We start from the raw sequence: 21909 nt of genomic DNA on the forward strand, positions 1-21909 counted from the left end.
TTTTTGGGGTAGTGTATGAAAGAGATAAATGCTTGTTAGTGGGCTGAAATACAGTGATATAGGGTGAATATTAGATGGGCGGCGTACGAAATACGGGCATTAAGGAAAATAAATTGATGTAGGTACGCACTACTTTCAAAACGCCACGTATATTTGTTTAACTTTTTGCCACGAAAAGCTAAACAGTATGACCTCTTTGGAATTCACCGACCAAGTACAGAAGATTTCTTACTCCCTAAAGCCCGTGGCGATGAACCTGACGCGCGACGCAGACGATGCCAAGGACCTGGTGCAGGAAACCTTGCTCAAAGCCATGCTGAACAAAGACAAGTTCAAGGCGGGCACCAACCTGAAGGCGTGGTTGTACACCATCATGCGCAACACCTTCATCAACAACTACAACAAAATCACCAAGCGCAATAGCAATATTGACAGCACGGAGTACTTCCAGTACTTCAACACCAACGAAAATTACATTACGCACAACGGTGCAACGTCTGACTTCGTAGTAACGGATATCAACGAAGCCATTGCCGGCCTTTCGGCCGAGTACCGGACTCCGTTTATGATGTACTACATCGGTTACAAGTACTTGGAAATTGCGGAGAAGCTGCAAATTCCGATTGGAACCGTGAAAAACCGTATCCACATCGCCCGCAAAGAGCTGAAGCAGGCGCTGAAGACATACGCCCCCGGCGTGTAGGGAATAGGGAGAGAGTACAGACCCGCCCCGGGCGTATCGCGGGCCGCAGATTACGTTTACCATCCCAGGTGACGTGATTTGCGGCCCGTCTGTTTGTGCCGGCGGGCAAGAAAGTAGCGTCTGTATGCAAAACAATTCCGTATGCCCGCCGGATTGTAGCTTGCACCCTTTCCACCCAATCTCTACTGTTTGGCTTCTCCTGCTTCCTCCCAACACGTTTTGGTCATTGGCGCCGGCTTTGCGGGCCTGTCGGCGGCTACTTCCCTGGCCCAGCGCGGCTACCGCGTCACGATTCTGGAAAAAAACGAAGGTCCTGGCGGCCGGGCGCGGGTGTTCCGGGCGCAGGGCTTTACCTTCGATATGGGCCCGAGCTGGTACTGGATGCCCGATATTTTCGAGCAGTATTTCGCCCGCTTCGGCAAAAAGGTGTCGGACTACTACGAGCTGGTGCGGCTGGACCCCTCGTATCAGGTAATTTTCAAAGGACCCGAGGCCGTGGATATCCCGGCCGCCATGAGTGAGCTGCGCCAGCTGTTCGAGCGGTACGAGCCCGGCAGTGGGGCCCGGCTTGATGAGTTTCTGCGGCAGGCGGCCTACAAGTATGAGGTGGGCATCGGCAAGTTTGTGCACATGCCCGGCCGCTCTTTGCTGGAGTTCCTGGACCCGCGCCTGGCCCTGGACGCCGTGCGGCTGGATTTGCTCCAGAGTATGCACAAGCACGTGCGTAAGTTTTTCCGGGACCCGCGCCTGCTGGAGCTGGTAGAATTCCCGATTCTGTTTCTGGGAGCCACTTCCGAAAACACCCCGGCCCTGTACTCACTCATGAACTACGCCGACCTGGCCTTGGGCACTTGGTACCCGCTGGGCGGAATGCACCGCATCGTGGAAGGCATGGTGGCCCTGGCCGAGGAGCGGGGCGTGCGGCTGGAGTACAACCAGGAGGTGCAGCAGATTGTGGTGGAAAACGGGCGGGCTACCGGTGTGCAGACCGCCCAGGGCTTCCGGCCCGCCGACGTGGTAATAGCCGGGGCCGACTACCACCACGCCGAGCAGCACCTGCTGGCCCCCGAGTGGCGCACCTACGACGAGGCGTATTGGGACTCGCGCACTATGGCCCCGTCGTCGCTGCTGTTTTACCTGGGCGTGAGCAAGCGCCTGCCCAACCTGCGCCACCACAATCTGTTCTTCGACGAGGATTTCAGCCTGCACGCCCAGGAAATCTACGAGGACCCCAAGTGGCCCAGCCGTCCGCTGTTCTACGTATCGGCCCCCAGCCAGACGGACCCCAGCGTGGCCCCGGAAGGCTGCGAGAACATTTTCCTGCTGATTCCGGTGGCTCCCAACCTGCCCGACCCCGAAGAAACCCGGGAGTATTACTACAACCTGCTGCTGGACCGGCTGGAAAAGCACTGCGGCACCAGTATCCGCGACGCGGTGGTGTACAAGCGCAGCTACGCCCACCAGGACTTCATGCAGGACTACCACAGCTACAAGGGCAACGCCTACGGCCTGGCCAACACCCTGCGCCAAACGGCCATCCTGAAACCTTCCCTCAAAAGCAAAAAGGTGCGAAATCTGTATTTTACCGGCCAGCTTACCGTGCCCGGCCCCGGCGTGCCCCCCTCGCTCATCTCGGGCCAGGTGGTGGCCAAGGAAGTGGAGAAGGAGTTTTCAATTAAAAATTGAGAATTAGAAATTAAAAATGATGGACGTTGAGAAGCAATAAGTAGGAGTTGTCTGGGATAGATAGAGTACCACGAGTAGCAGTCCGGCCAATTCTTAATTTTTAATTCTCAATTTTTAATTGACACAAAGTGGACCACGTTCAGCTTTTTACCGACACCAGCCGGGCCTGCGCCAAGCTGATAACCAAGCGCTACAGCACGTCCTTCACGCTGGGAATCCGCACGCTGGACCGGCGGTTTCACCTGCCGGTGTACTCGGTGTATGGCTTTGTGCGCTGGGCCGATGAAATTGTGGACACCTTCCACGCCCACGACAAGGCTGCCCTGTTCGCCGATTTCAAGCGCCAGACCTACGAGGCCCTGGAAATCGGGCTGAGTCTGAACCCGGTGCTACATGCGTTCCAGGACGTGGTGCGCCGCTACGGCATTGACCGGGAGTTTATCGATGCCTTTCTGCTGAGCATGGAAATGGACCTCGACGACCGGAACTACAACCAGTCCCTGTACGAGCAGTACATCTACGGCTCGGCGGAAGTGGTGGGGCTGATGTGCCTGCGCATCTTCTGTGAGGGGGATACCGCCCTGTTCGACCACCTGCGGGAGCCAGCCCGGCGGCTGGGTTCGGCTTTTCAGAAAGTGAACTTCCTGCGCGACGTGCGCTCCGACTACGAGGAGCGGGGCCGCGTGTACTTCCCCGGGGTGCAGTACGAGCGGTTCACGGATGAGGTGAAGCGCGACATTGAGGCCGACATCCGGGCCGATTTTGAGGCCGGCTACGCGGGTATCGTGCAACTGCCCCGGGCGGCCCGCCTGGGCGTGTATCTGGCCTACGTGTACTACCTCAAGCTCTTCCACAAAATCCGCCAGCTGCCGGCCACTACCATCCTGGGCGAGCGGGTGCGCGTGCCCAACAATACCAAGCTGCTGCTGCTGCTGGGCTCCTACTTCCGTTACCGGCTGGCCCGGGTATAGGGCGGTTTTTGGTTGGTTGTTTTTCGTTGTTAGTTGTTTGTGTAGGCGCTGGGGCTAGGGAGTGGTAGGTAAGTGTTTGGCGCGGTTGTGGCTTGAAGTGGCCGATACCTGCTAGTTTCGCCGGGGCGGTAGCGCAGGAGCTTAGCGCCCTTCCTCCCCCCAAACTGCTCCCGAGCAACTAAAAACGAACAGCCAACAACGAAAAACACCCCCGCGTGAAGCTGAATCGATTCCTATTCCTATTTCTTTCCCTGACGTTTTCCACCCTCGTGTCAACCGAAGCCAACCCTTACGCGCTACCTCATCTGCGCCGCCAGTATCAACAGGCCGCTGCCAGCAAAGAGGCCGGTGAGAAATTTCATAAGCTCATGGCTGCCTACGACAAGCAGGATGCCGTGGTGCTGGCCTATAAAGCTGCCGCTGAAGCCATTCGGGCCCGCGACGCTTCCATGTTCAATAAGCTCACCTACGTGCAGCAGGCCAGCAAGCTATTCGACCAGGCCGTGAAGCTGGACGACGACAACGCCGAAATTCGGTTTCTGCGCCTGAGTGTGGAAAGCAACCTGCCCAGCTTTCTGGGCCTGAGCGCGCACGTGGACGATGACCGGCAATTTCTGGTGAGTACCCTGCTCAAACACCCCAAATCCGGCCTCGATGCAGAGTCGTTCGGGCTGGTGCGCGACTTTCTGGTGCAGCGCGGCCATGTATCGGAAGCCGAGGCGCAGAAGCTGGCACAGCTCTAGCCGAGCCGGCCGATGAAAACTACAGGGCCCTGCATTCCACCTGCGGAATTGCAGGGCCTTCGTATATACCCCAGTGGCTTTTGTGCGTTCTAGCAGTGTTTCGGCCGGGTATATGCGCCCGGGCCGGCTGCTTGCCTATTCCGTTGTCTATGAAAAAACTGTTGCTTCTGACCGTTGCCGTCATTGTTACCAGCACTGCTTATGCCCAGCAAACTGTGCTGAAAGGCCGGGTGGTGGACGAGCAGAACCGGCCGGTGCCCTTCGCCAACGTGGGCCCGCCGGGTGCCGAGCCGGGCACTGCTACCAACGAGGCCGGGGAGTTCAGTCTGCGCGTGAGCAAGCTGCCCCAGAAACTGGCCATTGTGAGCCTGGGCTACACCACCGCCGTGCTGGATGTCACCTCGGCCGCGCCGGTAACTGTAACGCTGAAAGCCAGCACTGTGGCCTTGCCCGAGGTGAAGGTGCGCAACCCTAACCAGCTGGCCGCCGCCCTGGTGCAGCGGGCCTATGCCAAGCTGGCCCGCCACCAGAAAGAAGAAGAGTTTGGGAAAGCCTTTTACCGGCAGAAGCAGGAGCACAACGGCCGCTACACCGAATTTCTGGATGCGTTTTATGATGTGCGCTTTAACGGACAGGGCATCAATGGCTGGCAAATGGAGCAGGCCCGCTACGGCTCCGTTGCGGAGGACACCGGCGTGGAAATGAGCAGCTTTTCGTCGGCCCTACGGCTGATTCCAGTATTTGACTCCCGGCCCAGCCGCCGCACGCTGTCGGTACCGCTGAGCCCAGGCAGTGAGCAGCTGTTTACGTTCCGGCTGCGGGAGGTGCTGGAAAATCAGGGCCAGGAAACGGCCGTTATCGAGTTCCGCAAGCGGCCCGGCCTCGACCGGTTTGTGCCGGAAGGTACCCTATACATCGACTTCAACACGGCCGCCCTACGCCGCCTGGAAGCCCGCATTCCGATTGAGAACCTCATGTCCCTGCAGCTGCGGCAAGGTACCACCGTGGCCAGCCAGACGATGCAGATGACCACCGAATTTGCTCCGCACCGCGACTCCCTGAGCCGGGTGCAGGCCATCCGGGCTGAGCAGCAGATTGTGCTGCGCTACCAGGGCCGGCCCGATACCACCACCATTCACGGCAACCTGTTTTTTTACCGTTACACCGCCCGCCCGGCCGGCAAAGGCTACAAAACCACTGGTGCCAGCTACGACGACCTGAAGCAGGCCCGGAAAAAGCCCTACGACGCCGCATTCTGGCGTGCGCAGGAAATTCTGCGCGCCTCGCCGGTTGAGGAAAAGGTTATCCGGGACCTGGAACAACGCAAAGCCTTTGGGGCGTTCTGAGGACGGAAGATGAAAACTACTGTGGGGTTTCGCGGTTTGTGTTCTATCTTCCTCCCCCTGAGCGTAACCTTCTGCGAACCTCCGCAGTTAGTCCGTTAGCTATGCCGCACCACCTGAGCGTCCGTATCGACACGAATTCCGGCTTTTGCTTCGGCGTAATCTATGCTATTCAGATGGCCGAAGACCTGCTGGACGAGCAGGGCTACCTGTACTGCCTCGGCGATATTGTGCACAACGATGAAGAGGTAGAGCGCCTGGAGCGCCGGGGCCTGCGCATTATCGACTACGAGCAGCTGCACCAGCTGCGCGGGGAGGCCGTGCTGATCCGGGCTCACGGGGAGCCGCCCAGCACCTACCAAACGGCCTTGCAGAACAATCTTACGCTGATTGATGCCTCCTGCCCGGTAGTGCTTAAGCTGCAGAACCGCATCAAAAGCAGCTTCGACCGGAAGGAAAAAATCTTCATTTATGGCAAGCACGGCCACGCTGAGGTGCGTGGGCTGCTGGGACAGACCAGCGGCCAGGCCATTGTGTTTGAAAACCTGGAGGAACTGCTCCGCCATGAGTTGCCCCAGCAGCTTACGCTCTATAGCCAAACCACCAAAAGCACCGATTCCTTTTACAGCATCAAGCAGAAGCTGGAGGCGCGGGGCTACCAGGTGAACACCAACGACACTATTTGCCGGCAAGTGAGTAACCGGGACAAGGACTTGCGCCGGTTTGCCGCGCAGTTCGATCAGGTAGTATTTGTGTCGGGTACCAAAAGCTCCAATGGCAAGGTGCTGTACCAGGTGTGCAAGGATACCAATCCCGCCACCCACTTTATTTCCAAGGCCGAAGAGCTATGCCCTACCTGGTTCCAGCCGGGCCAGTCGGTGGGTATTTGCGGAGCTACCAGCACGCCCATGTGGCAGATGGAACAGGTGCGCGATACGCTGCTGGCTTTTTAACGGAATCAGGAAACAGATGCCGGTTTTGTCAACCTCCCACAACTTGGCACCCAAACAAGGCCGGCTGGTGCCGCCCAAGCCCTTGGGCTACCGGGGTGTGGGCATAGCGGGGCTGGTACTGGGCAGTTGGGCCGCCCTGCTGACGTATCTGCTGGCGTACTATCAGCCCGATTGGCATACGCCCGGGCCCTACTTACTGGCGCTGCTGCAAACCCACCTCTACACCGGGCTGTTTATTACGGCGCATGATGCCATGCATGGGGTCGTAAGCAGCCGGAAGTGGCTTAACAATGCCATTGGCACACTAGCAGCTGGTCTGTTTGCCTTCAACTGGTTTCCGCGGATGCTACCCAAGCACCACGCCCACCACCGCCACGTAGCCACCGAGGCCGACCCCGATTTTCATGATGGAAAGCACCCGGGGTTTCTGCCCTGGTTTGCCCGCTTCGCCTGGAATTACGTGACAGCGGCCCAGGTACTGCTGATGGCTGCCACCTACAACGGCCTCAAGTATTTTTTTCCGGCAGTAAACGTCATTGCCTTTTGGATGCTGCCGGCTGTGCTGGCCACTCTGCAGCTGTTTTTCTTCGGCACTTACCTCCCGCACCGTGGGGAGCACGCCCCCGAAAATCCGCACAAGTCACGCAGCCAGTTCCGGCATCATGTCTGGGCCTTTCTCAGCTGCTATTTTTTTGGATACCATTATGAGCACCACGACCAGCCCTATCTGCCGTGGTGGCGGCTGTGGCAGGCCAAGGCAGCGGCCGAAAACTAATGCCCCGAGGGCGGCTCGTCTGCCAGGGGAGGGAATGGACGTAGGAGTAGTTTAATAATTGTGTTTTGCTATATTGAGGAAAGAACAACCCGTCCGCTTTCCGTATAATCTACCCTTAAGCTTACCCTACCATGCAGCACGTAGTCCGGGCGGTACTGAAGGGCTGGGGGGGAGTGGTAGTGCTTGTGAGTTGCTGCTGGTCGGCTGCCGGGGCCGGTAATCCGGGTGGCGTCCCGACCATTCGGGAGCTGTCGGTGCCCGAGGCCCGGACGTTGCTGGCCACGGCGCTGGCGGCCCTGCCCGCCGCTACCCGGCAGCAGGATACGCTACGGCTGCGGCAGCTGTATTGGTCGGCGGGCCAGGCCTACTACACGCTGGGGCGGCCGGAGCTGGCATTGCAGCAGTATCGGCACGCCCGGCGCTTTAGCCAGCCCGATTCTGAGGCCACTGCCTGGACCCATTGGCTGGCGGGCCGGGCCCTGCTCAGCCAAGGCGACACGGGCAAGGCCCGCCAAACCTATCAACTGGCCCTGCACACCTTCCGGCAGCGGCGGCAACTGAATGGGCAGGGGCAGGTGTGGGAGCACCTGGGCGAATTGTATGGCCGCACCGGCCACTGGTTTCGGGCCCAGAAAAGCTACGAGCAGGCCCTGGCGGCCTGGCAGCTGGCCCATAATCACGCGCATACCGCTCAGGTGCTGCATCGGCTGGGGGGTGCTCATCTGGAGCAGCAGCACCCGAGCCGGGCGTTGTACTACCTGCAGCAAAGCATTGCCTGGGCCCGCCGTCAGCAGGACAGCGCCCAAACCAGTGCGGCCTACAACGGAATGGGGCAGGTATACCAGTCGCTGAGCAATACCGAAACGGCCAACAGCTGGTTTCAGCAAGCCTTACAGTGGTTGCCAACCACTGCCCCGGCCCGCCAGCGTACAGTGGTGCTGCGCGACCTGGGCATTTCCTACGACTCGCTTGGCAATGAAGCTGCTGCCAGCCGCTACCTGCAGGCGGCCCTGGTGCCCGCCCGGCATAGTGGCTCCCCGGTGCTGCTGAGTGAGCTGTACGCCGCCCTGACCAGCCTGTACCGCCGCCACCGCAAACCCCAGGCCGCGCTGGACGCCCTTACGCGCTTCACCGCCCTGCAGGATAGTGTAGCCGCCGAGCAACGACTGGCGCAGGTAGCGGAGCTGCAAACCCGCTACGAAACCGAAAAAAAGGAGAGAGAAATTCAGCTACTGATAAAGGAGCGTCAGCTGCAGCAGGCCAATCTGCGGTGGCAGAAAATGGTGCGTAACTTGTTGGCTGTTAGTGTGGTGTTGTTGCTGGCCACCGCCCTAGGTCTGTACCGGGCCCAGCGCCGGCAGCGCCATACCAACCGCCTCCTGCACTGGAAAAACGCAGCCATCAACCGGCAAAAGGAAGAGCTGGACCGCCTCAATCAAACCAAAGACACCCTGTTTTCCATCATTTCCCACGATTTGCGGGGGCCGCTTAGCTCCTTATACTCCTTGCTGGCGCTGCTGAAGCTGGGCCGCCTGCCCGCCGACCGGCTGGCGGCACATTCTGAGCGGCTTACGCGCATGCTCGATGGTACGCTGCACCTGCTCGACAACCTGCTTAATTGGTCGGCTTCGCAGCTGAAGGGCGAAGGCAGCGCCCGGCCGGAGCGTATCCGGCTGGACGAGCTGGTTGAAGAAGCCGTAGCCTTATTCCAGGGAGATGCCGACCGCAAAGAGATTCAACTGCTCAATAAGGTACCCGAGGTGTGTCTGGCCCGCGCCGACATCAACATGATACGGCTGGTACTGCGAAACCTGCTGAGCAATGCACTCAAATTTACGGCGGCTGGCGGCACGGTAACGGTAGCCGCCCGGCGGCAAGCGCAGTGGTGGATGGTAACAGTGCAGGACACAGGAGTTGGGATGGAAGCTGACCAGCAGGCTCGCCTGCTGGGGCATCAGGGCCCTTTCTCCACCTTGGGTACTGCCCGCGAGAAAGGTACCGGGCTAGGCCTGCAGCTGTGTCAGGAATTTGTGCAACGCAACGGCGGGGAGTTTTCTTTTCAGAGCCAGGAGGGTGTTGGCTCGCAGTTTCACTTTACCCTGCCCGCCCTCGACGAAGACAGTCCGGTAGTGCTGGCTGGCCGGCGGCAGTCCGCCGTTACTGCTGCCGCCGAATAAGGGAGCGGTTTACAATACGCTCCGTAACCCGTTCCCGGTAAGTCTGGCCCAGGGGCAGGGCGTGGCCCCCTACTTTTACCTCCAGGTTGCTGACCGAATCGATGCGGGAGGCATTCACCAGGTAAGAGCGGTGGGTGCGCACAAACAAGCCGGGTGGGAGCTGCTCTTCCAGGTTCTTCAGGTTCACCAGCGTCAGGTGGGTACGACCATCGGAGGTGTTAATCTTGGTGAAATCCTTCAGGGCCTCAATGTAGAGCACTTCCCGGTAATGCAGGCGCACAAATTGCGCATCGGTGCGGATAAAAAAAGAGCCCCAGCCCGTGAGTGTATCATTCTGAACATCCAAAGCCGAGGTGTTTACGCGCAGAATACCGGCTACCTTATTCACGGCTTTCAGAAACCGGTCCAGGGAAATAGGCTTGAGCAGAAAATCAATGACATCCAGGTTAAAGCCTTCCATGGCGTACTGCGGATAGGCCGTCATCAGCACCACCAGGGGAGGCTGCTGCAAGGAGCGCACCAGGTCAATACCGCTGAGGTGGGGCATGGTCACATCCGAGAAAAGCACCTGCACGTGGTTGTCCATCAGGTAGCGGTGCGCGTCCAGCGGATCGGTAAAAGCAGCCTTCACATCCAGAATATCCGTCATGGCCACATAGGCTTGCAGCAAGTCCAGCACAAGCGGATCGTCGTCGAGGAGCAGGCACGAAATCTTCATACGCGAAGCACTATTACGGAGGAGTGGGGTCAATATAAACAGATAAAATCGAATTGTCTTATAAATTATTGAAAGAAAACAATTTTCAACGGTCTGTAGTGTCTGCTGGTCTACTTTTAAGCTGGCTTGCTCTACTTTAATGAGGTGAAATCTAGATGATTACCTATATTCTGTCGTAGTACAATCATACTACCCATACTGCCATATTCTGCTCTGTTTGCCCGTCCTGCCACCGGTCTTTCTTCTTTCGGCTCAATGACTGCCCACCTGCACGCACCTATTGGTTATGAAACCTTCCACTTACTCTGCCCCCCCGATGGGTGCCTCTTCCGGCGCGCCGCCGGTTATTTTAGGCGTAGCTCTCACAATTGCCCACCATGAGGGACTGCGCCGTTCCATCCGCTCGGCGTTTGGCGTAAGCACCCGCGCCATCAATCTGCGGATTGACCCCGGCATGGACCTTATTTTTCTCTGCGAAACCACGCTGCCTGGCTCCTTACCCTGCCTGGCCTCGCTCACGCATCCGGGCGTTACGGCCGTAACGCTGCGGCAGGCTTCGCTAAGCTGGGCCCCTGATCCGGAACACGGCATTGGCCGGGGCACACCCACGCTGGGGGCGCTGGAAAGCGGGAGCTGCTTTCTGACGGCCAATAGTCGCAAGGTACCCATTGCCACGTTTGGCCCCCGCAATGTGCAACCCACTCACATTGAGATGGAAATGCTGGGGCAGCCTAATCTGCTGGAGTTTCTGCGCTCCGAGTGGTTTACGCTGGAAATTTCGGGTACCAACCGCCGCCGACTTAACCGCCCACTAGCCTTCACTGCCAACCTGCAGTTTGAAGTACGTATGCTTGCCTCGGTGCTGGCCTGATTGGCCGGTGGTCCTTAAAGCTGACGCCTCCTGCTGGTAGCAGCGGGAGGCGTCGGCTTTGTTATTCTGGCTCGGAAAACCGGCCTGGTAGGCCCTGCAGGCTAGTGGATACTGTTGGTTTTTTTGCAGCAGTCAGGCAGACGGTCGTAGGCCCGGGCGTCGGCCAATTGGTCGTCGGCGTCGTAACCGGTTTTCTGAACGGCGGAGCGCAGGGCTGTCGGGGTGGTCTTATCGGGGCGGTAGGTTACCGTCAACTGCTGGCTGGATACATCCAGGGTAGCCGATTGGACCCCTTTCTCGTAGGCCAATGCCTTCTCGAGGCGGGCCTTACACATCTCACACACCGCCGACGTTTTCAGTTGCAGGGTTTCGGTGGCGGGGCCTTTGGCCTTTGGGGCCGCTTGCTGCGCGAAGGAAGTCGCCGCCGAGAGTAGCAGTGTGCAGGTCAGCAGGAAGGAAGCGAAGATTTTCATGGGGTGCTTGAAAGTGATTCAGAAATCAGTAATGCGGCGAAATCAGTAATGCGGCAGCTGCCGGGGTTATTGCAGGGTGAAGCGCAGGCCAGCGTAGGTAAGGCGTCCGTACACCGGCCCCCATACCATGGCCGCGTCAAAATCCGGGCCGAAAGGAGCGTAGGCCCCCTGGATGGGGGTACGCTGGCGATAATTGGTGATATTTTCGACGCCCGCGTACACCTCAAACCGCTTGAATGCCCGGGTCAGCTGGGTATTAAGCAGGGCATAGCGTGGGGCGTACCGGAGAGTAGCTTCGCCGGAGCCGTGCTGGTGGCCTGTGCTGCCGGGGGGGTGGGCCAGGGGCCGCCGGCCGAAGCCTTGCACCGTGAAGTCGGCCCGCCACTTATCAAAGGCCGTGGCGTAACCCAGGTTCAGGAATAGCCGGTGCCGGGGCGTGAGCACCTTGGGTAGCAGCTGCCCGTCGTAGATGGTGCGCACATCCAGGTACTTATAGGCAGCTTTGGCCTGCAGGCCTTTTACGGGCTCCACCTGCACCTCCGTTTGCAGGCTGCGCGAGAAACTGCGCCCACCCGGCTCCAGGTTGCCGATGAGCAGCTGCGTAGTTGCCGTGTAAGGGTCCGAAACTACCTGGTTTCCGAACTCGGTGTGGTAATAGTCGGTGATGAAGGTGCCCGGCCGCCCAAAAGCCGTGAAATATTGCGTAAAAGAGCCGCCCAGGTTCCAGGCCGTTTCGGGCCGCAAACCGGGGCTGATGACAAACTCCCGGGAGCTAACCAGCATACCGGCGTTTTCGGCCAGGGGGTTGGCCGTACGCTGCCCCCGGCCGGCTGCCAGGCGCAGCACCGTGTTTTTGGCCGGGTCGTACTTCACGTTGAGGCGGGGCGTCAGAAACAAGCCGTACAGGTTATGGTAGTCCAGGCGCAGGCCGGTTACCACGGTCAGGTTGCGGGCATTCTGGTAAGTGTACTCGGCAAACGCCCCGGGCACCCGCTCCAGCCGGTTGCGGTGCTCCCGGGCGTACCGTTCGGCGGGCGTTTCCGTCAGGTACGTAAAGCCGGTTCGGTATACCTCCTGGTAGTCGTCGTGCAGAAAGCTCAGGCCCGTACGGTAGGTGTGGGCCGTGGTACCAACAATACTCTGGAACAGCAGTGTGGCCAGGCCGGTGCGCTGGGTACCGTCGTAGGTGCGCAGGCCGTAACGGGAGGTAAAGACGTGGCTGGTACCGCTCAACAGCAGCCCCAGGCTCTGGTAGGGGCGGCCGGGCCAGGTGTAGCTGGTTTTGGCGTAGCCGGTAAAGCGGTTAGTTTCCTGCGTGATGCCGTAATAGCCGGTTGCACTGTACTCACGGTAGCGCATATCACCGCCCTGCCGGGTTTCGCGCAATGCCCCCAGGCCTACCTCCGCTACCACCCCCTTCCCTGAGAGATATTTCCACTTATTAAACAGGTTGAGCTGCGTAGCCAGCGGCAGGTCCAGAAAATCGTCGTGGTTGCGGTCCACGCGGCGGCCCAGGTGGTCGGTGTGCAGCAGCAGGGCCGTGCTTACCTTCTTCCCCACTTTAGTAGCCAGGTTCAGATTCACATCGAACTTACCTAGGTCGTTGCCATAAGCATTAAACAGCAGCCGGTCGGCTTTGTCGGGCTCCTTGAGGCGCACGTTCACCTGCCCCGAAATGCTTTCGTACCCATTCACCACCGAGCCCATGCCCTTGATGATGTCGATACTCTCAATCCAGGGTCCGGCCAGGTAACCCAGGCGGTAAGGCGTTGAGAGACCCCGCAGGGCGGGCAGGTTGTCGATGGTCAGCAACGAGTACGCCCCGTCCAGCCCCAGCAGCTGAATCTGCCGGGCCCCCGACACGGCATCGGTGGTAGAAACCTCTACCGAGGCATTGGTTTCAAAGCTTTCGGCCAAGTTGCAGCAGGCCGATTTGGTTAAGTCGCGGCTGGTGAGCACCTGGGTGTTGGTAGGGGTGAGGCCGGAGTAGGAGAGGGCCCGGCCTTCCACCTTCACTTCGCCCAGCTCGCGGGAGCGGCGCAGGCCTACGCGCAGGTAACTGGTGCCGCGGGCCTGCACCGTATCGGAGCGGTACCCCAGCAGGTCAACTACCAGGCGGGTATCAGGGGTGGCGGGGCGCACCAGGGAAAACGTGCCTTGCCCGTCGGTGGTAGTGGCCTGAGCAGGCGTGCTCAGCCAGCGCACCACGGCCCCTGCCACTGGTGCTTTGGTAGCGGCATCCAGCACCTGACCCCGTACCGGTGCCACCGAAGCATCGGGCGTTTGGGCCGAAGCAGCGGCACTACCGGCAAGTAGGCCCAGGGTGGCAAGTAGCCGTCCGGCTCCGAATACAGAGTTCATAAGGGTCAGGAAGTTAGTGTTTCTGCCGGGGGCGAGCAAGAGGCCCGCCCGCTAAGCCCCACGCCGGGACCCAGCCAGAAAGCGCCGGACCATCCCCAGTACTCACCACCCGGCCCCAGGCAGGAGCATCAGAACGTCGGCTATCAACCAGCCAAAAGCTAAAGGGCCAACGCAGGGGGAAGTAGGGCATAACCAGATACAAATATACTGCTCTGGCCGCGTACCAGCCGCCGAGAAAACCAGCGTTGAACTCTGTAAAATTGTGGAACTTTGGGCGCTGGCTGAGCTCAGAAGCGAAAGGTGCGGAACCTCCTGTTTTGTTCTGTCAGGATGTCAGGGTTAGTGGAGGGTTAGCGCAGGACCACCGAATAAACTGCATTTGCAGGGTTTTCAGGCTGTTTTAGCGGGTGGTAGAAAATGGTAAAAGGTGGTGGGGTTTTCCGATGGGTTGCGTACTTTTGCTATATCCCGTTCCCATGCCCTGTCACCTCACCCGATATGACCCAGCTGCTCTCCGGCGAATACGAGTGCAAGCTCGACCCCAAGGGGCGGCTGGTACTGCCGGCCAAGGTGAAGGCCAACTTGCCGGAGGCTTCGGGCAGCCAGCTGGTGCTGGTGCGGGGCTTTGAGCCCTGCCTGGTGCTCTACCCCCGGGCCGCCTGGCGCGTCATTCACGAGAAAGTAATGGCCCTGGACGAGTTCAACGAGGAATACCGGCAGTTTCAGCGCAACTTCTTCCGGGGCATGACGGAAGTGGAGCTGGACAGCATCGGTCGCTTTATGCTGCCGGGTACCATGCGCCGCTACGCCGGCATTGAGAAGGAGGCCATTATAGTGGGGCTGGGTAACCGTTGCGAAATCTGGGACCCGGCCCGCTACGACGAATTCCTCATCAAAGACCAGCCGACTTTCTCCAAGCTGGCCCAAAAATTTCTGACCACCGAACCTAACCCGGGCAACCCACTGGCTGCCTGAGCTACCCTTGAGCCACTACCCCAACGATACCGACTACCACCGCCCCGTGATGCTGCAGCAGTGCCTGGAGGCACTGGATTTGCAGCCCGGCGGCCGCTACGTAGATGTTACGTTTGGCGGGGGGGGCCACTCGGCCCGCATTCTGGAGCGGCTGGGGCCGGAAGGGCACCTCTACAGCTTCGACCAGGACGCCGATGCCGAGCAGGAGGCCGCCAAACTGGCCCGGCCGCAGTTCACGTTTATTCGCAGCAATTTCCGCCAGCTGCACCAAGAGCTGCTGCGCCACAACGCCCTGCCCGTGGATGGGCTCCTGGCCGATCTGGGCGTGTCGTCGCACCAGTTCGATACCCCGGAGCGCGGCTTTAGCACCCGCTTCGACGGCCCCCTGGACATGCGCATGAACCCCGACGGCGACGATGCCTCCGCGGCTGATATCATCAACGAGTACCCGGAGGCCGAGCTGCACCGCATTTTTGGCATGTACGGGGAAGTTACCAATGCCCGCACCCTGGCTGCCACGGTGGCCGCCGCCCGGCGTGGGCAGTCTATTACCACCATTGCGGCCCTCAAAAAGGCTATTGCCCCGGTTACGCCCCGGGGTAAGGAAAACAAGTACCTGGCCCAGGTATTCCAGGCCCTGCGCATCGAAGCCAACGACGAAATGGCCGCCCTGCGTGAGATGCTGGAGCAAACCGCTCAGGTGCTGCGCCCCGGCGGTCGGCTGGTGGTGATGAGCTACCACTCCCTGGAGGACCGGCTGGTGAAGAACTTCATTGCGAAAGGTAAATTCTTCGGGGAGGTGGAAAAAGACCTGTTCGGCCGTACCAACGTGCCCTTCGAAGCGTTGACCCGTAAGCCTGTGGAAGCCGACGCCGAAGAAATTGCCTTGAATAGCCGGGCCCGCAGTGTTAAGCTGCGGGTAGCAATTAAAAATTAAGAATTAAAGATGACGCAGCTTTTGAAGATGGCGACGGGTAAGGTGCTGAGGATGAAAATATTCAGCCTAGTGAGCTGTGCAAAACAGGGGGAGCAAATTTTTAATTTTTAATGCTCATTTTTTAATTAAAGATGCCTGCCAACACGCTCCGACCAGCCAACCAACCCCGCGCCAACACCCCGCGTGAGGTGCCTGTCGTGGTGCCGGAACCAGTGGCGGCTCCCGAGCCGGCGCCGGCTCCCGCCCCCCGGTCGGCCCGGGCACCACGGGAACCGCGCCCGGCCGCTCAGAAGCGGAGCTCCTGGAGCGTGTTTTCCCTGCTGGAGCGTATTACGCGGGTAGATGGCTTGTTCCGGGAGGGGCTGCCGGTGCGCTACCTGCCCCACCTGCTGTTTATCATGTTCCTGACGCTGGTCTACATCGGCAACACGCACTACGCCACCCGCATGAACCGCAGCATTCAGAAGCTGAAAGTGGAAACCGAAGACCTGCGGGCTGATTACACCACCCTGTCGTCAGATTACATGGAGGCCAGCAAGCAGAGTGAGGTGGCCCGTAAAGTAGCCGCCTACGGCCTCATTGAAAGCTCTTCGCCCCCGTTCCGCATTGCCGTGCCCGCCGGCCGCATTGATGAGGCCAAGCTGGAAGAGGTGCCCCTGCTAACGGCTGACTCCGTGGCTGCCATGGCCGCCCGCGCCAAGGCCGACTCGGTGCGCCGGGCTGCCGAGCGGGTACTCTCCGACGACGACTCGGTGGCCGAAGCCGCCCCGCCCATGCCCATTGGCGTGGATGTGAACGGTAACCCGGTGCCCACCACTCCTGAACCATCTTCCAATCGTTCTGCCCCCCGTCGCAATGAAAGGAAACGTTAAAAAAAGCATTGTAACCCGCGTCCGGCTGGCTTTTCTGGGTGTCTGTCTGTTCTCCTGCGCCGTGGTCTGGAAAATCGGGCAGGTGCAGTTTAAGGAAGGGGCCCGCTGGCGGGCCCTGGAGCAGGAGCGGCGCGTTACCTACCAGCCCGTACCGGCTACCCGGGGCAATATTTTCGCCTCCGATGGCCGCAGCATCATGGCTACCTCCCTGCCCTTCTACCGGGTGGCTTGGGACCCGAGCGTGGTAACTGACAAGATATTCACTACCCAGGCCGCTGATTCGCTGGCGGAAATGCTTTCCCGCTTTTTCGGCGACCGAACGAAGCGGGAGTATTTGATGACGCTTAACAAGGCCAGGAACAAGAAGTCACGCTACCTGCGCCTGAACTCCCGGCAGATCAACTTCCAGGAAAAGAAAGAGTTGGCCCAGTGGCCCATTTTCCGGGCGGGTAAAAACAAAGGCGGCGTAATCTTCGAGAAAGTGGACAAGCGTTTCCGGCCCTTTGGGGGGTTGGCCCAGCGCACCATTGGCTTCGTGAACGAGGAAAAAAACGGGGCCGGGCTGGAGTTCACCTTCAACCGCCATTTGGCCGGCAAGGACGGGGAGGCTCTGTTTGAGCGGCTGCCCGGGGGCAACAAACCCATCTACGACGGCACCGAAGTAAAGCCCCAGCCCGGCTACGACATCAAAACCACCATTGACATTAACCTGCAGGACGTGGCCGAAAACGCCCTGTACAAAGCCCTGGTGGACAACGATGCCCAGTATGGGTGCGTGATTCTGATGGAAGTGAAAACCGGGGAAATCAAGGCCGTGGCCAACCTGGGTCGGGTAGCCGACGGCGTGTACCGCGAGGATTATAACTACGCCATTGCCGACCAGGGCCGTACCGAGCCGGGCTCCACCTTCAAGCTGGCTTCCCTGATGGCCGTGCTGGAAGCCAACCCCGATTTGCAGCTGACCGATACGGTGAATACCGGCCGCACGGGCTCCATGAAAATTGGTGGGGCCGTAAAAACTGATACTCACGCCAACGGCCGTATTTCCCTCAAGCAGGTGTTCGAGAAGTCGTCCAACATTGGGGTGGCGGTGCTGGTAGATAAGCAGTTTGGCCGTAACCCGACGGAGTACACCGACTACCTCAAGAAATTCGGGCTGGATAAGCCCCTGGGCTTCCAGATGGCCGGGGAGGCCCGACCCTATATCAAAGACCCCCGAGACCGTACCTGGAGCCGCACCTCTCTTACCACCATGTGCATTGGCTACGAACTGAAGCTGGCGCCCTTGCAAACCCTGGCTTTTTACAACGCGGTGGCCAACGACGGGGTGAAGGTGCAGCCCATCATCGTAAAGGAAATCAAGCAGGCTGACAACGTGCTGGAGCGCTTTGAGGCTCAGGTGCTGAACCCGAAAATCTGCTCCGACGAAACCCTGGCTAAAGTGCGCTCCATGATGGAAGGCGTGGTGAGTGAGGGTACTGCCCGCGGCATCCGCTCCAACGACTATGGCATTGCCGGCAAAACGGGCACGGCCTGGAAGTTCAAGAACGGAGCCTACACCAAAATGTACTCTACCAGCTTCTGCGGCTACTTCCCGGCCGAAAATCCCAAGTACAGCTGCATTGTGGTAGTCGATTCGCCCAAGCGGGGCGGCTGGTCGGGGGCTGAGGTATCGGCGCCGGTGTTCAAGGAAGTGGCCGATAAGGCCATGGCCCGCGACGCGGCCAGCCTGCGGCCGTTGCTGGCCCGGGCGCCGGTGTCCCGCTCCCGGGTACCCTTCGTGCGGGCCGGTATGCAGGACGAGCTGACAATGGTATTCGCCCAGTTGGGCGTGGGCCACGACGGGGCCACCGGTACCGACGACTGGGTGCGCACTACCGCCGGCGCCAGCGCCGAAAAGCTGGCCCTGCGGCCCATGCCCGTACGCCCCGGCCGGGTACCCAACGTGCAGGGCCTTACCCTCCGCGACGCCCTGTTTCTGCTCGAAAACCGGGGCCTGCGGGTACGCAGCCTGGGCACCGGCCGCGTGAAGGCGCAGTCCGTTGCGGCCGGCTCGGCGGTGCGGCGTGGTACCACGGTAGTATTGCAGCTGGAAGCCATTGGCCGGCTGCAGGCCGCCCCGGTGCCAGTGGCGGCCCCCGAAGCTGCCCCCACGGAACAGGCGGGCCACGCTGCGGCACCTGCCGCCGCCAGCATTACCGGCAAGCCAAAACCGGCGGACCGGAAATCCGCCTCGCCTCCCCACAAGCAAACGGCTTCGGTAAAAGCCGCACCGAAGCCCAAAGCCTGAAAAGGCCCTATCCAATTCCGCTAACTCCTGCGCCACCGCGGCGCGCTCTTGTCTGCATCCGCTTTGAACAACGCGCAACCCTTACTTTCTGCCCTTCTCGGCGTAGTAGCCGTGCAGGCCCAGCATGGGCCCGCAGCTATGCCCATTACCAGCCTTACGCTGGACTCGCGCCAGGCCCGGCCGGGCGCGGTGTTCTTCGCGTTGCGCGGCACTGCCACCGATGGGCACCAGTTTATCCAGAAGGCTGCGGAACAGGGGGCGGCGGCCGTAGTGTGTGAGGAACTGCCTGCTGAATTAAACCCCACTACAACCTACGTGCAGGTGCCCGATTCGGCGGAGGCTATGGCCCGGATGGCGGCCGAATTCTACGGTCACCCCTCGCGCCGGCTGCAGCTGGTAGGCGTAACGGGTACCAACGGCAAAACCACCTGCGCTACCATGCTGCATAAGCTGTTCCGGGAGCTGGGCTACCACTGCGGGCTGCTGAGCACGGTACAGAATCAGATTGACGAGCAGGTAATTCCGGCTACCCATACCACCCCCGATGCTATTCGTCTGAACGAGCTGCTGGCCCAGATGCTACGGGCCGGCTGCACCCACGTGTTTATGGAGGTAAGCAGCCACTCGGTGGTGCAGCACCGCATTACGGGTCTGCACTTTGCCGGGGGTATCTTCACCAACCTCACCCACGACCACCTCGACTACCACGGCACCTTCGATAATTACCTCAAGGCCAAAAAGGGCTTCTTTGACCAGTTGCCGAAGTCGGCTTTTGCCCTCACCAACGCCGACGATAAGCGTGGCCCCGTGATGCTGCAGAATGTGCTGGGCCGCCGCGAAACCTATTCTCTGCGAGGAAATGGCAACTTCCGGGGCCGGCTGCTGGAAAACGCCGTGCACGGCCTGCACCTGGAAATTGATGGGCGGGAAGTACAGTTCCGGCTGATTGGGGTGTTCAACGCTTACAACCTGCTGGCCATCTACGGGGCGGCGGTGCTGCTGGGGGAGGAGCCCACGGAGGTGCTTACCGTGCTGTCGGGTCTAACCTCGGCGCCGGGGCGCTTCGAGCCGGTAGTGTCGGAAAAGGCCCGCATTACGGGTATCGTGGATTATGCCCACACCCCCGATGCCCTGGAAAACGTGCTCCAGACCATTGCCGACATTCGCCAGCCCAGCCAGCAGGTAATTACGGTGGTGGGCTGCGGGGGCAACCGGGACGGGGCCAAGCGCCCCATCATGGCCCGCTTGGCCGCCGAGCTATCCAGCCGCGCCGTGCTGACCTCCGACAACCCCCGCTTCGAGGACCCCAACGACATCCTGACCCAGATGCAGGCCGGCGTGCCCACCGAGGCCCTGGGCAAGGTGCTCACCATTGCCGACCGGCGCGAGGCCATCAAAACCGCCGTAGCCCTGGCCGGGCCCCACGATATTGTGCTGGTAGCCGGCAAAGGCCACGAAACCTACCAGGAAATCCAAGGCGTCAAAACCGATTTTGATGACAAGCTAGTGCTCCAGCAGATGTTTGAGTTGCTGGGGAAATGAGTTTCTGGTTATTCGTTTTTTGTTTTTCGGAGCTGGCCCGGTAGAAGGTGCGTGTTAATAAGCTCTTGAAAAACAACGCATAACCAGAAACGGACAACGAAAAACGAGAAACGAACAACGAAAACCCGAATCTTTGCAGCTTGGAATTCATCTGCTGGCCATCTGCTGACCCCTGCGCTCATGCTGTATTACCTTTTTAACTACCTCTACAAAGTGTACCACCTGCCGGGTACGGGCGTATTTCAGTACAGCTCGTTCCGGGCGGCCCTGGCGGTAGTTACCTCACTTATTATTGCGCAGTTTTTTGGGGCTCCCCTCATCCGGGCGTTGCAGCGGCAGCAAATTGGTGAAACCATCCGCGACCTGGGCCTGCAGGGGCAGCTGGAGAAAAAAGGCACTCCCACTATGGGCGGCCTCATCATCCTGCTGGCTATTCTGGTGCCGGTGCTGCTGTTTGCCAAGCTCGACAACATCTACATCGTGCTCATGCTGCTGAGTACCGTGTGGCTGGGCCTGATTGGCTTCGTGGACGACTACATTAAAGTGGTGAAGAAGGATAAGGAGGGGCTGGCTGGCCGCTTCAAAATTCTGGGTCAGGTAGGGCTGGGCCTCACGGTGGGCTGGGTGCTGTTTTTCAGCAAGGACGTAACCGTACGCCAGTACGCGCTGCCCAACGGCGCCTTCTCGGCCGTGGATGCCAGCTCCGTGTACCAGGATGTAAAGCTGATGATTACCACCGTGCCCTTCCTCAAGAACAACGAGCTGAATTACGGCGACCTGTTTGCCACGGCCGGCGACTTTTTCAACGAGTACTACGCCTTCTTCTACATTCCCATCGTCATCGTCATCATTACGGCGGTGAGCAACGGGGCCAACATCACCGACGGCCTCGACGGGCTGGCGGCCGGCACTTCGGCCATCATTGGCATCACGCTGGCCATCTTCGCCTTTGTGAGCGGCAACGCCCTGCTGGCTGATTACCTCGACATCATGTTCATTCCGAACTCCGGGGAGCTGGTGATTTTCTGCGCTGCCTTCGTGGGGGCCTGCGTGGGCTTTCTGTGGTACAACTCCTACCCGGCCCAGGTGTTCATGGGCGACACCGGCTCCTTGGCCATCGGCGGCATTATTGCCGTGCTGGCCATCATCGTGCGCAAGGAGCTGCTGATTCCGGTGCTGTGCGGGGTGTTCCTGATTGAAAACCTCTCGGTGATGGTACAGGTGAGCTACTTTAAATACACCCGCCGCAAGTATGGCGAAGGCCGCCGCCTGCTGCGCATGTCGCCCCTGCACCACCACTACCAGAAGCTGGGCTACCACGAATCCAAAATCGTGTCCCGGTTCTGGATTGTGGGAATTATGCTGGCGGTGCTGACTCTGGTAACCTTAAAACTGCGCTAATGTTGGTTCCCGCAGAGGACGCAGAGTTTTCCGCAGAAGGCGCAGAGTCGTTCTGGAACGACTCTGCGCCTTCTGCGGAAAACTCTGCGTCCTCTGCGGGAACCTATAAAGAACGACT

18 protein-coding genes are annotated in these 21909 nt (G+C 59.8%); 15 read left to right on the forward strand and 3 right to left on the reverse strand.

The features are described from left to right. Positions 1-187: 187 nt before the first annotated feature. The 8 genes from EI290_RS09040 (at position 188) to EI290_RS09075 (ending at position 9351) form a co-directional block, all read left to right on the forward strand. Positions 188-703 (forward strand): sigma-70 family RNA polymerase sigma factor, encoded by a 516-nt coding sequence (locus EI290_RS09040; RefSeq protein WP_125428897.1) that lies wholly within the window; start codon positions 188-190, stop codon positions 701-703. A gap of 189 nt (positions 704-892) precedes the next feature. Beyond that, on the forward strand, positions 893-2389 hold the full coding sequence (locus tag EI290_RS09045; RefSeq protein ID WP_246008905.1) for a phytoene desaturase family protein: 1497 nt from the start codon (positions 893-895) through the stop codon (positions 2387-2389). A 128-nt stretch (positions 2390-2517) separates the two neighbouring features. After that, positions 2518-3360 (forward strand): phytoene/squalene synthase family protein, encoded by an 843-nt coding sequence (locus EI290_RS09050; protein WP_125428899.1) that lies wholly within the window; start codon positions 2518-2520, stop codon positions 3358-3360. A gap of 269 nt (positions 3361-3629) precedes the next feature. Further along, positions 3630-4103 carry a hypothetical protein gene (locus EI290_RS09055; RefSeq protein ID WP_125428901.1) on the forward strand — a complete coding sequence of 158 codons (474 nt, stop codon included), beginning with the start codon at positions 3630-3632 and terminating at the stop codon, positions 4101-4103. Positions 4104-4252: 149 nt separating this feature from the next. Next, positions 4253-5449, forward strand: coding sequence for a carboxypeptidase-like regulatory domain-containing protein (locus tag EI290_RS09060; protein ID WP_125428903.1), 1197 nt, complete (start codon positions 4253-4255; stop codon positions 5447-5449). 101 nt (positions 5450-5550) lie between these two features. Continuing rightward, positions 5551-6399, forward strand: a complete 849-nt coding sequence (locus EI290_RS09065; RefSeq protein ID WP_125428904.1) for a 4-hydroxy-3-methylbut-2-enyl diphosphate reductase — start codon at positions 5551-5553, stop codon at positions 6397-6399. A 43-nt stretch (positions 6400-6442) separates the two neighbouring features. Beyond that, entirely contained in the window at positions 6443-7174 is a 732-nt protein-coding gene (locus EI290_RS09070) for a fatty acid desaturase (protein WP_246008906.1), read from the forward strand. Between the two features lie 131 nt (positions 7175-7305). After that, entirely contained in the window at positions 7306-9351 is a 2046-nt protein-coding gene (locus EI290_RS09075; protein WP_125428908.1) for an ATP-binding protein, read from the forward strand. Here the strand turns inward: EI290_RS09075 and EI290_RS09080 are convergent. Further along, positions 9332-10069 (reverse strand): LytR/AlgR family response regulator transcription factor, encoded by a 738-nt coding sequence (locus EI290_RS09080; protein WP_125428910.1) that lies wholly within the window; start codon positions 10067-10069, stop codon positions 9332-9334. The two genes, EI290_RS09075 and EI290_RS09080, sit on opposite strands and share 20 nt — an antisense overlap. 286 nt (positions 10070-10355) lie before the next feature. Here EI290_RS09080 and EI290_RS09085 point away from each other — a divergent pair, with 286 nt between their 5' ends. Further along, the gene (locus EI290_RS09085) at positions 10356-10940 is read left to right on the forward strand and encodes a hypothetical protein (RefSeq protein ID WP_148103628.1); all 585 of its coding nucleotides are present in this window, start codon (positions 10356-10358) and stop codon (positions 10938-10940) included. Between the two features lie 101 nt (positions 10941-11041). On the opposite strand, the gene EI290_RS09090 is transcribed toward EI290_RS09085, so the two are convergent. Beyond that, the gene (locus EI290_RS09090) at positions 11042-11413 is read right to left on the reverse strand and encodes a heavy-metal-associated domain-containing protein (protein ID WP_125428914.1); all 372 of its coding nucleotides are present in this window, start codon (positions 11411-11413) and stop codon (positions 11042-11044) included. A gap of 66 nt (positions 11414-11479) precedes the next feature. Then, positions 11480-13774 carry a TonB-dependent receptor gene (locus EI290_RS09095; protein WP_125428916.1) on the reverse strand — a complete coding sequence of 765 codons (2295 nt, stop codon included), beginning with the start codon at positions 13772-13774 and terminating at the stop codon, positions 11480-11482. Positions 13775-14272: 498 nt separating this feature from the next. On the opposite strand from EI290_RS09095, the gene mraZ reads away from it, so the two are divergent. From mraZ to mraY, 6 genes are all read left to right on the forward strand, one after another. Then, a complete protein-coding gene (gene mraZ / locus EI290_RS09100) occupies positions 14273-14749 on the forward strand; it encodes a division/cell wall cluster transcriptional repressor MraZ (RefSeq protein ID WP_125428918.1) in 477 nt (158 codons plus the stop codon). Positions 14750-14756: 7 nt separating this feature from the next. Further along, entirely contained in the window at positions 14757-15686 is a 930-nt protein-coding gene (gene rsmH / locus EI290_RS09105; RefSeq protein WP_125428920.1) for a 16S rRNA (cytosine(1402)-N(4))-methyltransferase RsmH, read from the forward strand. A gap of 131 nt (positions 15687-15817) precedes the next feature. Further along, a complete protein-coding gene (locus tag EI290_RS22415) occupies positions 15818-16558 on the forward strand; it encodes an FtsL-like putative cell division protein (RefSeq protein ID WP_185816914.1) in 741 nt (246 codons plus the stop codon). After that, a complete protein-coding gene (locus EI290_RS09115; protein WP_125428922.1) occupies positions 16542-18848 on the forward strand; it encodes a penicillin-binding protein in 2307 nt (768 codons plus the stop codon). Before EI290_RS22415 ends, EI290_RS09115 begins: the two co-directional genes overlap by 17 nt. A 63-nt stretch (positions 18849-18911) precedes the next feature. Beyond that, the gene (locus EI290_RS09120) at positions 18912-20390 is read left to right on the forward strand and encodes a UDP-N-acetylmuramoyl-L-alanyl-D-glutamate--2,6-diaminopimelate ligase (RefSeq protein ID WP_125428924.1); all 1479 of its coding nucleotides are present in this window, start codon (positions 18912-18914) and stop codon (positions 20388-20390) included. 180 nt (positions 20391-20570) lie between these two features. After that, complete coding sequence (gene mraY / locus EI290_RS09125; RefSeq protein ID WP_125428926.1) at positions 20571-21791, forward strand: phospho-N-acetylmuramoyl-pentapeptide-transferase; 1221 nt, start codon at positions 20571-20573, stop codon at positions 21789-21791. Positions 21792-21909 lie beyond the last annotated feature (118 nt).

The organism is Hymenobacter metallilatus, from assembly GCF_003944705.1.
GTDB classification, from domain to species: Bacteria; Bacteroidota; Bacteroidia; order Cytophagales; family Hymenobacteraceae; genus Hymenobacter; species Hymenobacter metallilatus.

Bases quoted from the DNA above. Each gene is read 5' to 3' on its own strand.
- EI290_RS09115 (WP_125428922.1), top strand. From the start codon at position 16,542: ATGAAAGGAAACGTTAAAAAAAGCATTGTAACCCGCGTCCGGCTGGCT.
- EI290_RS09085 (WP_148103628.1), top strand. From the start codon at position 10,356: ATGAAACCTTCCACTTACTCTGCCCCCCCGATGGGTGCCTCTTCCGGC.
- EI290_RS09075 (WP_125428908.1), top strand. From the start codon at position 7,306: ATGCAGCACGTAGTCCGGGCGGTACTGAAGGGCTGGGGGGGAGTGGTA.
- EI290_RS09080 (WP_125428910.1), bottom strand. From the start codon at position 10,069: ATGAAGATTTCGTGCCTGCTCCTCGACGACGATCCGCTTGTGCTGGAC.
- EI290_RS09095 (WP_125428916.1), bottom strand. From the start codon at position 13,774: ATGAACTCTGTATTCGGAGCCGGACGGCTACTTGCCACCCTGGGCCTA.
- mraZ (WP_125428918.1), top strand. From the start codon at position 14,273: ATGACCCAGCTGCTCTCCGGCGAATACGAGTGCAAGCTCGACCCCAAG.
- EI290_RS09040 (WP_125428897.1), top strand. From the start codon at position 188: ATGACCTCTTTGGAATTCACCGACCAAGTACAGAAGATTTCTTACTCC.
- EI290_RS09090 (WP_125428914.1), bottom strand. From the start codon at position 11,413: ATGAAAATCTTCGCTTCCTTCCTGCTGACCTGCACACTGCTACTCTCG.
- EI290_RS22415 (WP_185816914.1), top strand. From the start codon at position 15,818: ATGCCTGCCAACACGCTCCGACCAGCCAACCAACCCCGCGCCAACACC.
- EI290_RS09065 (WP_125428904.1), top strand. From the start codon at position 5,551: ATGCCGCACCACCTGAGCGTCCGTATCGACACGAATTCCGGCTTTTGC.
- mraY (WP_125428926.1), top strand. From the start codon at position 20,571: ATGCTGTATTACCTTTTTAACTACCTCTACAAAGTGTACCACCTGCCG.
- EI290_RS09060 (WP_125428903.1), top strand. From the start codon at position 4,253: ATGAAAAAACTGTTGCTTCTGACCGTTGCCGTCATTGTTACCAGCACT.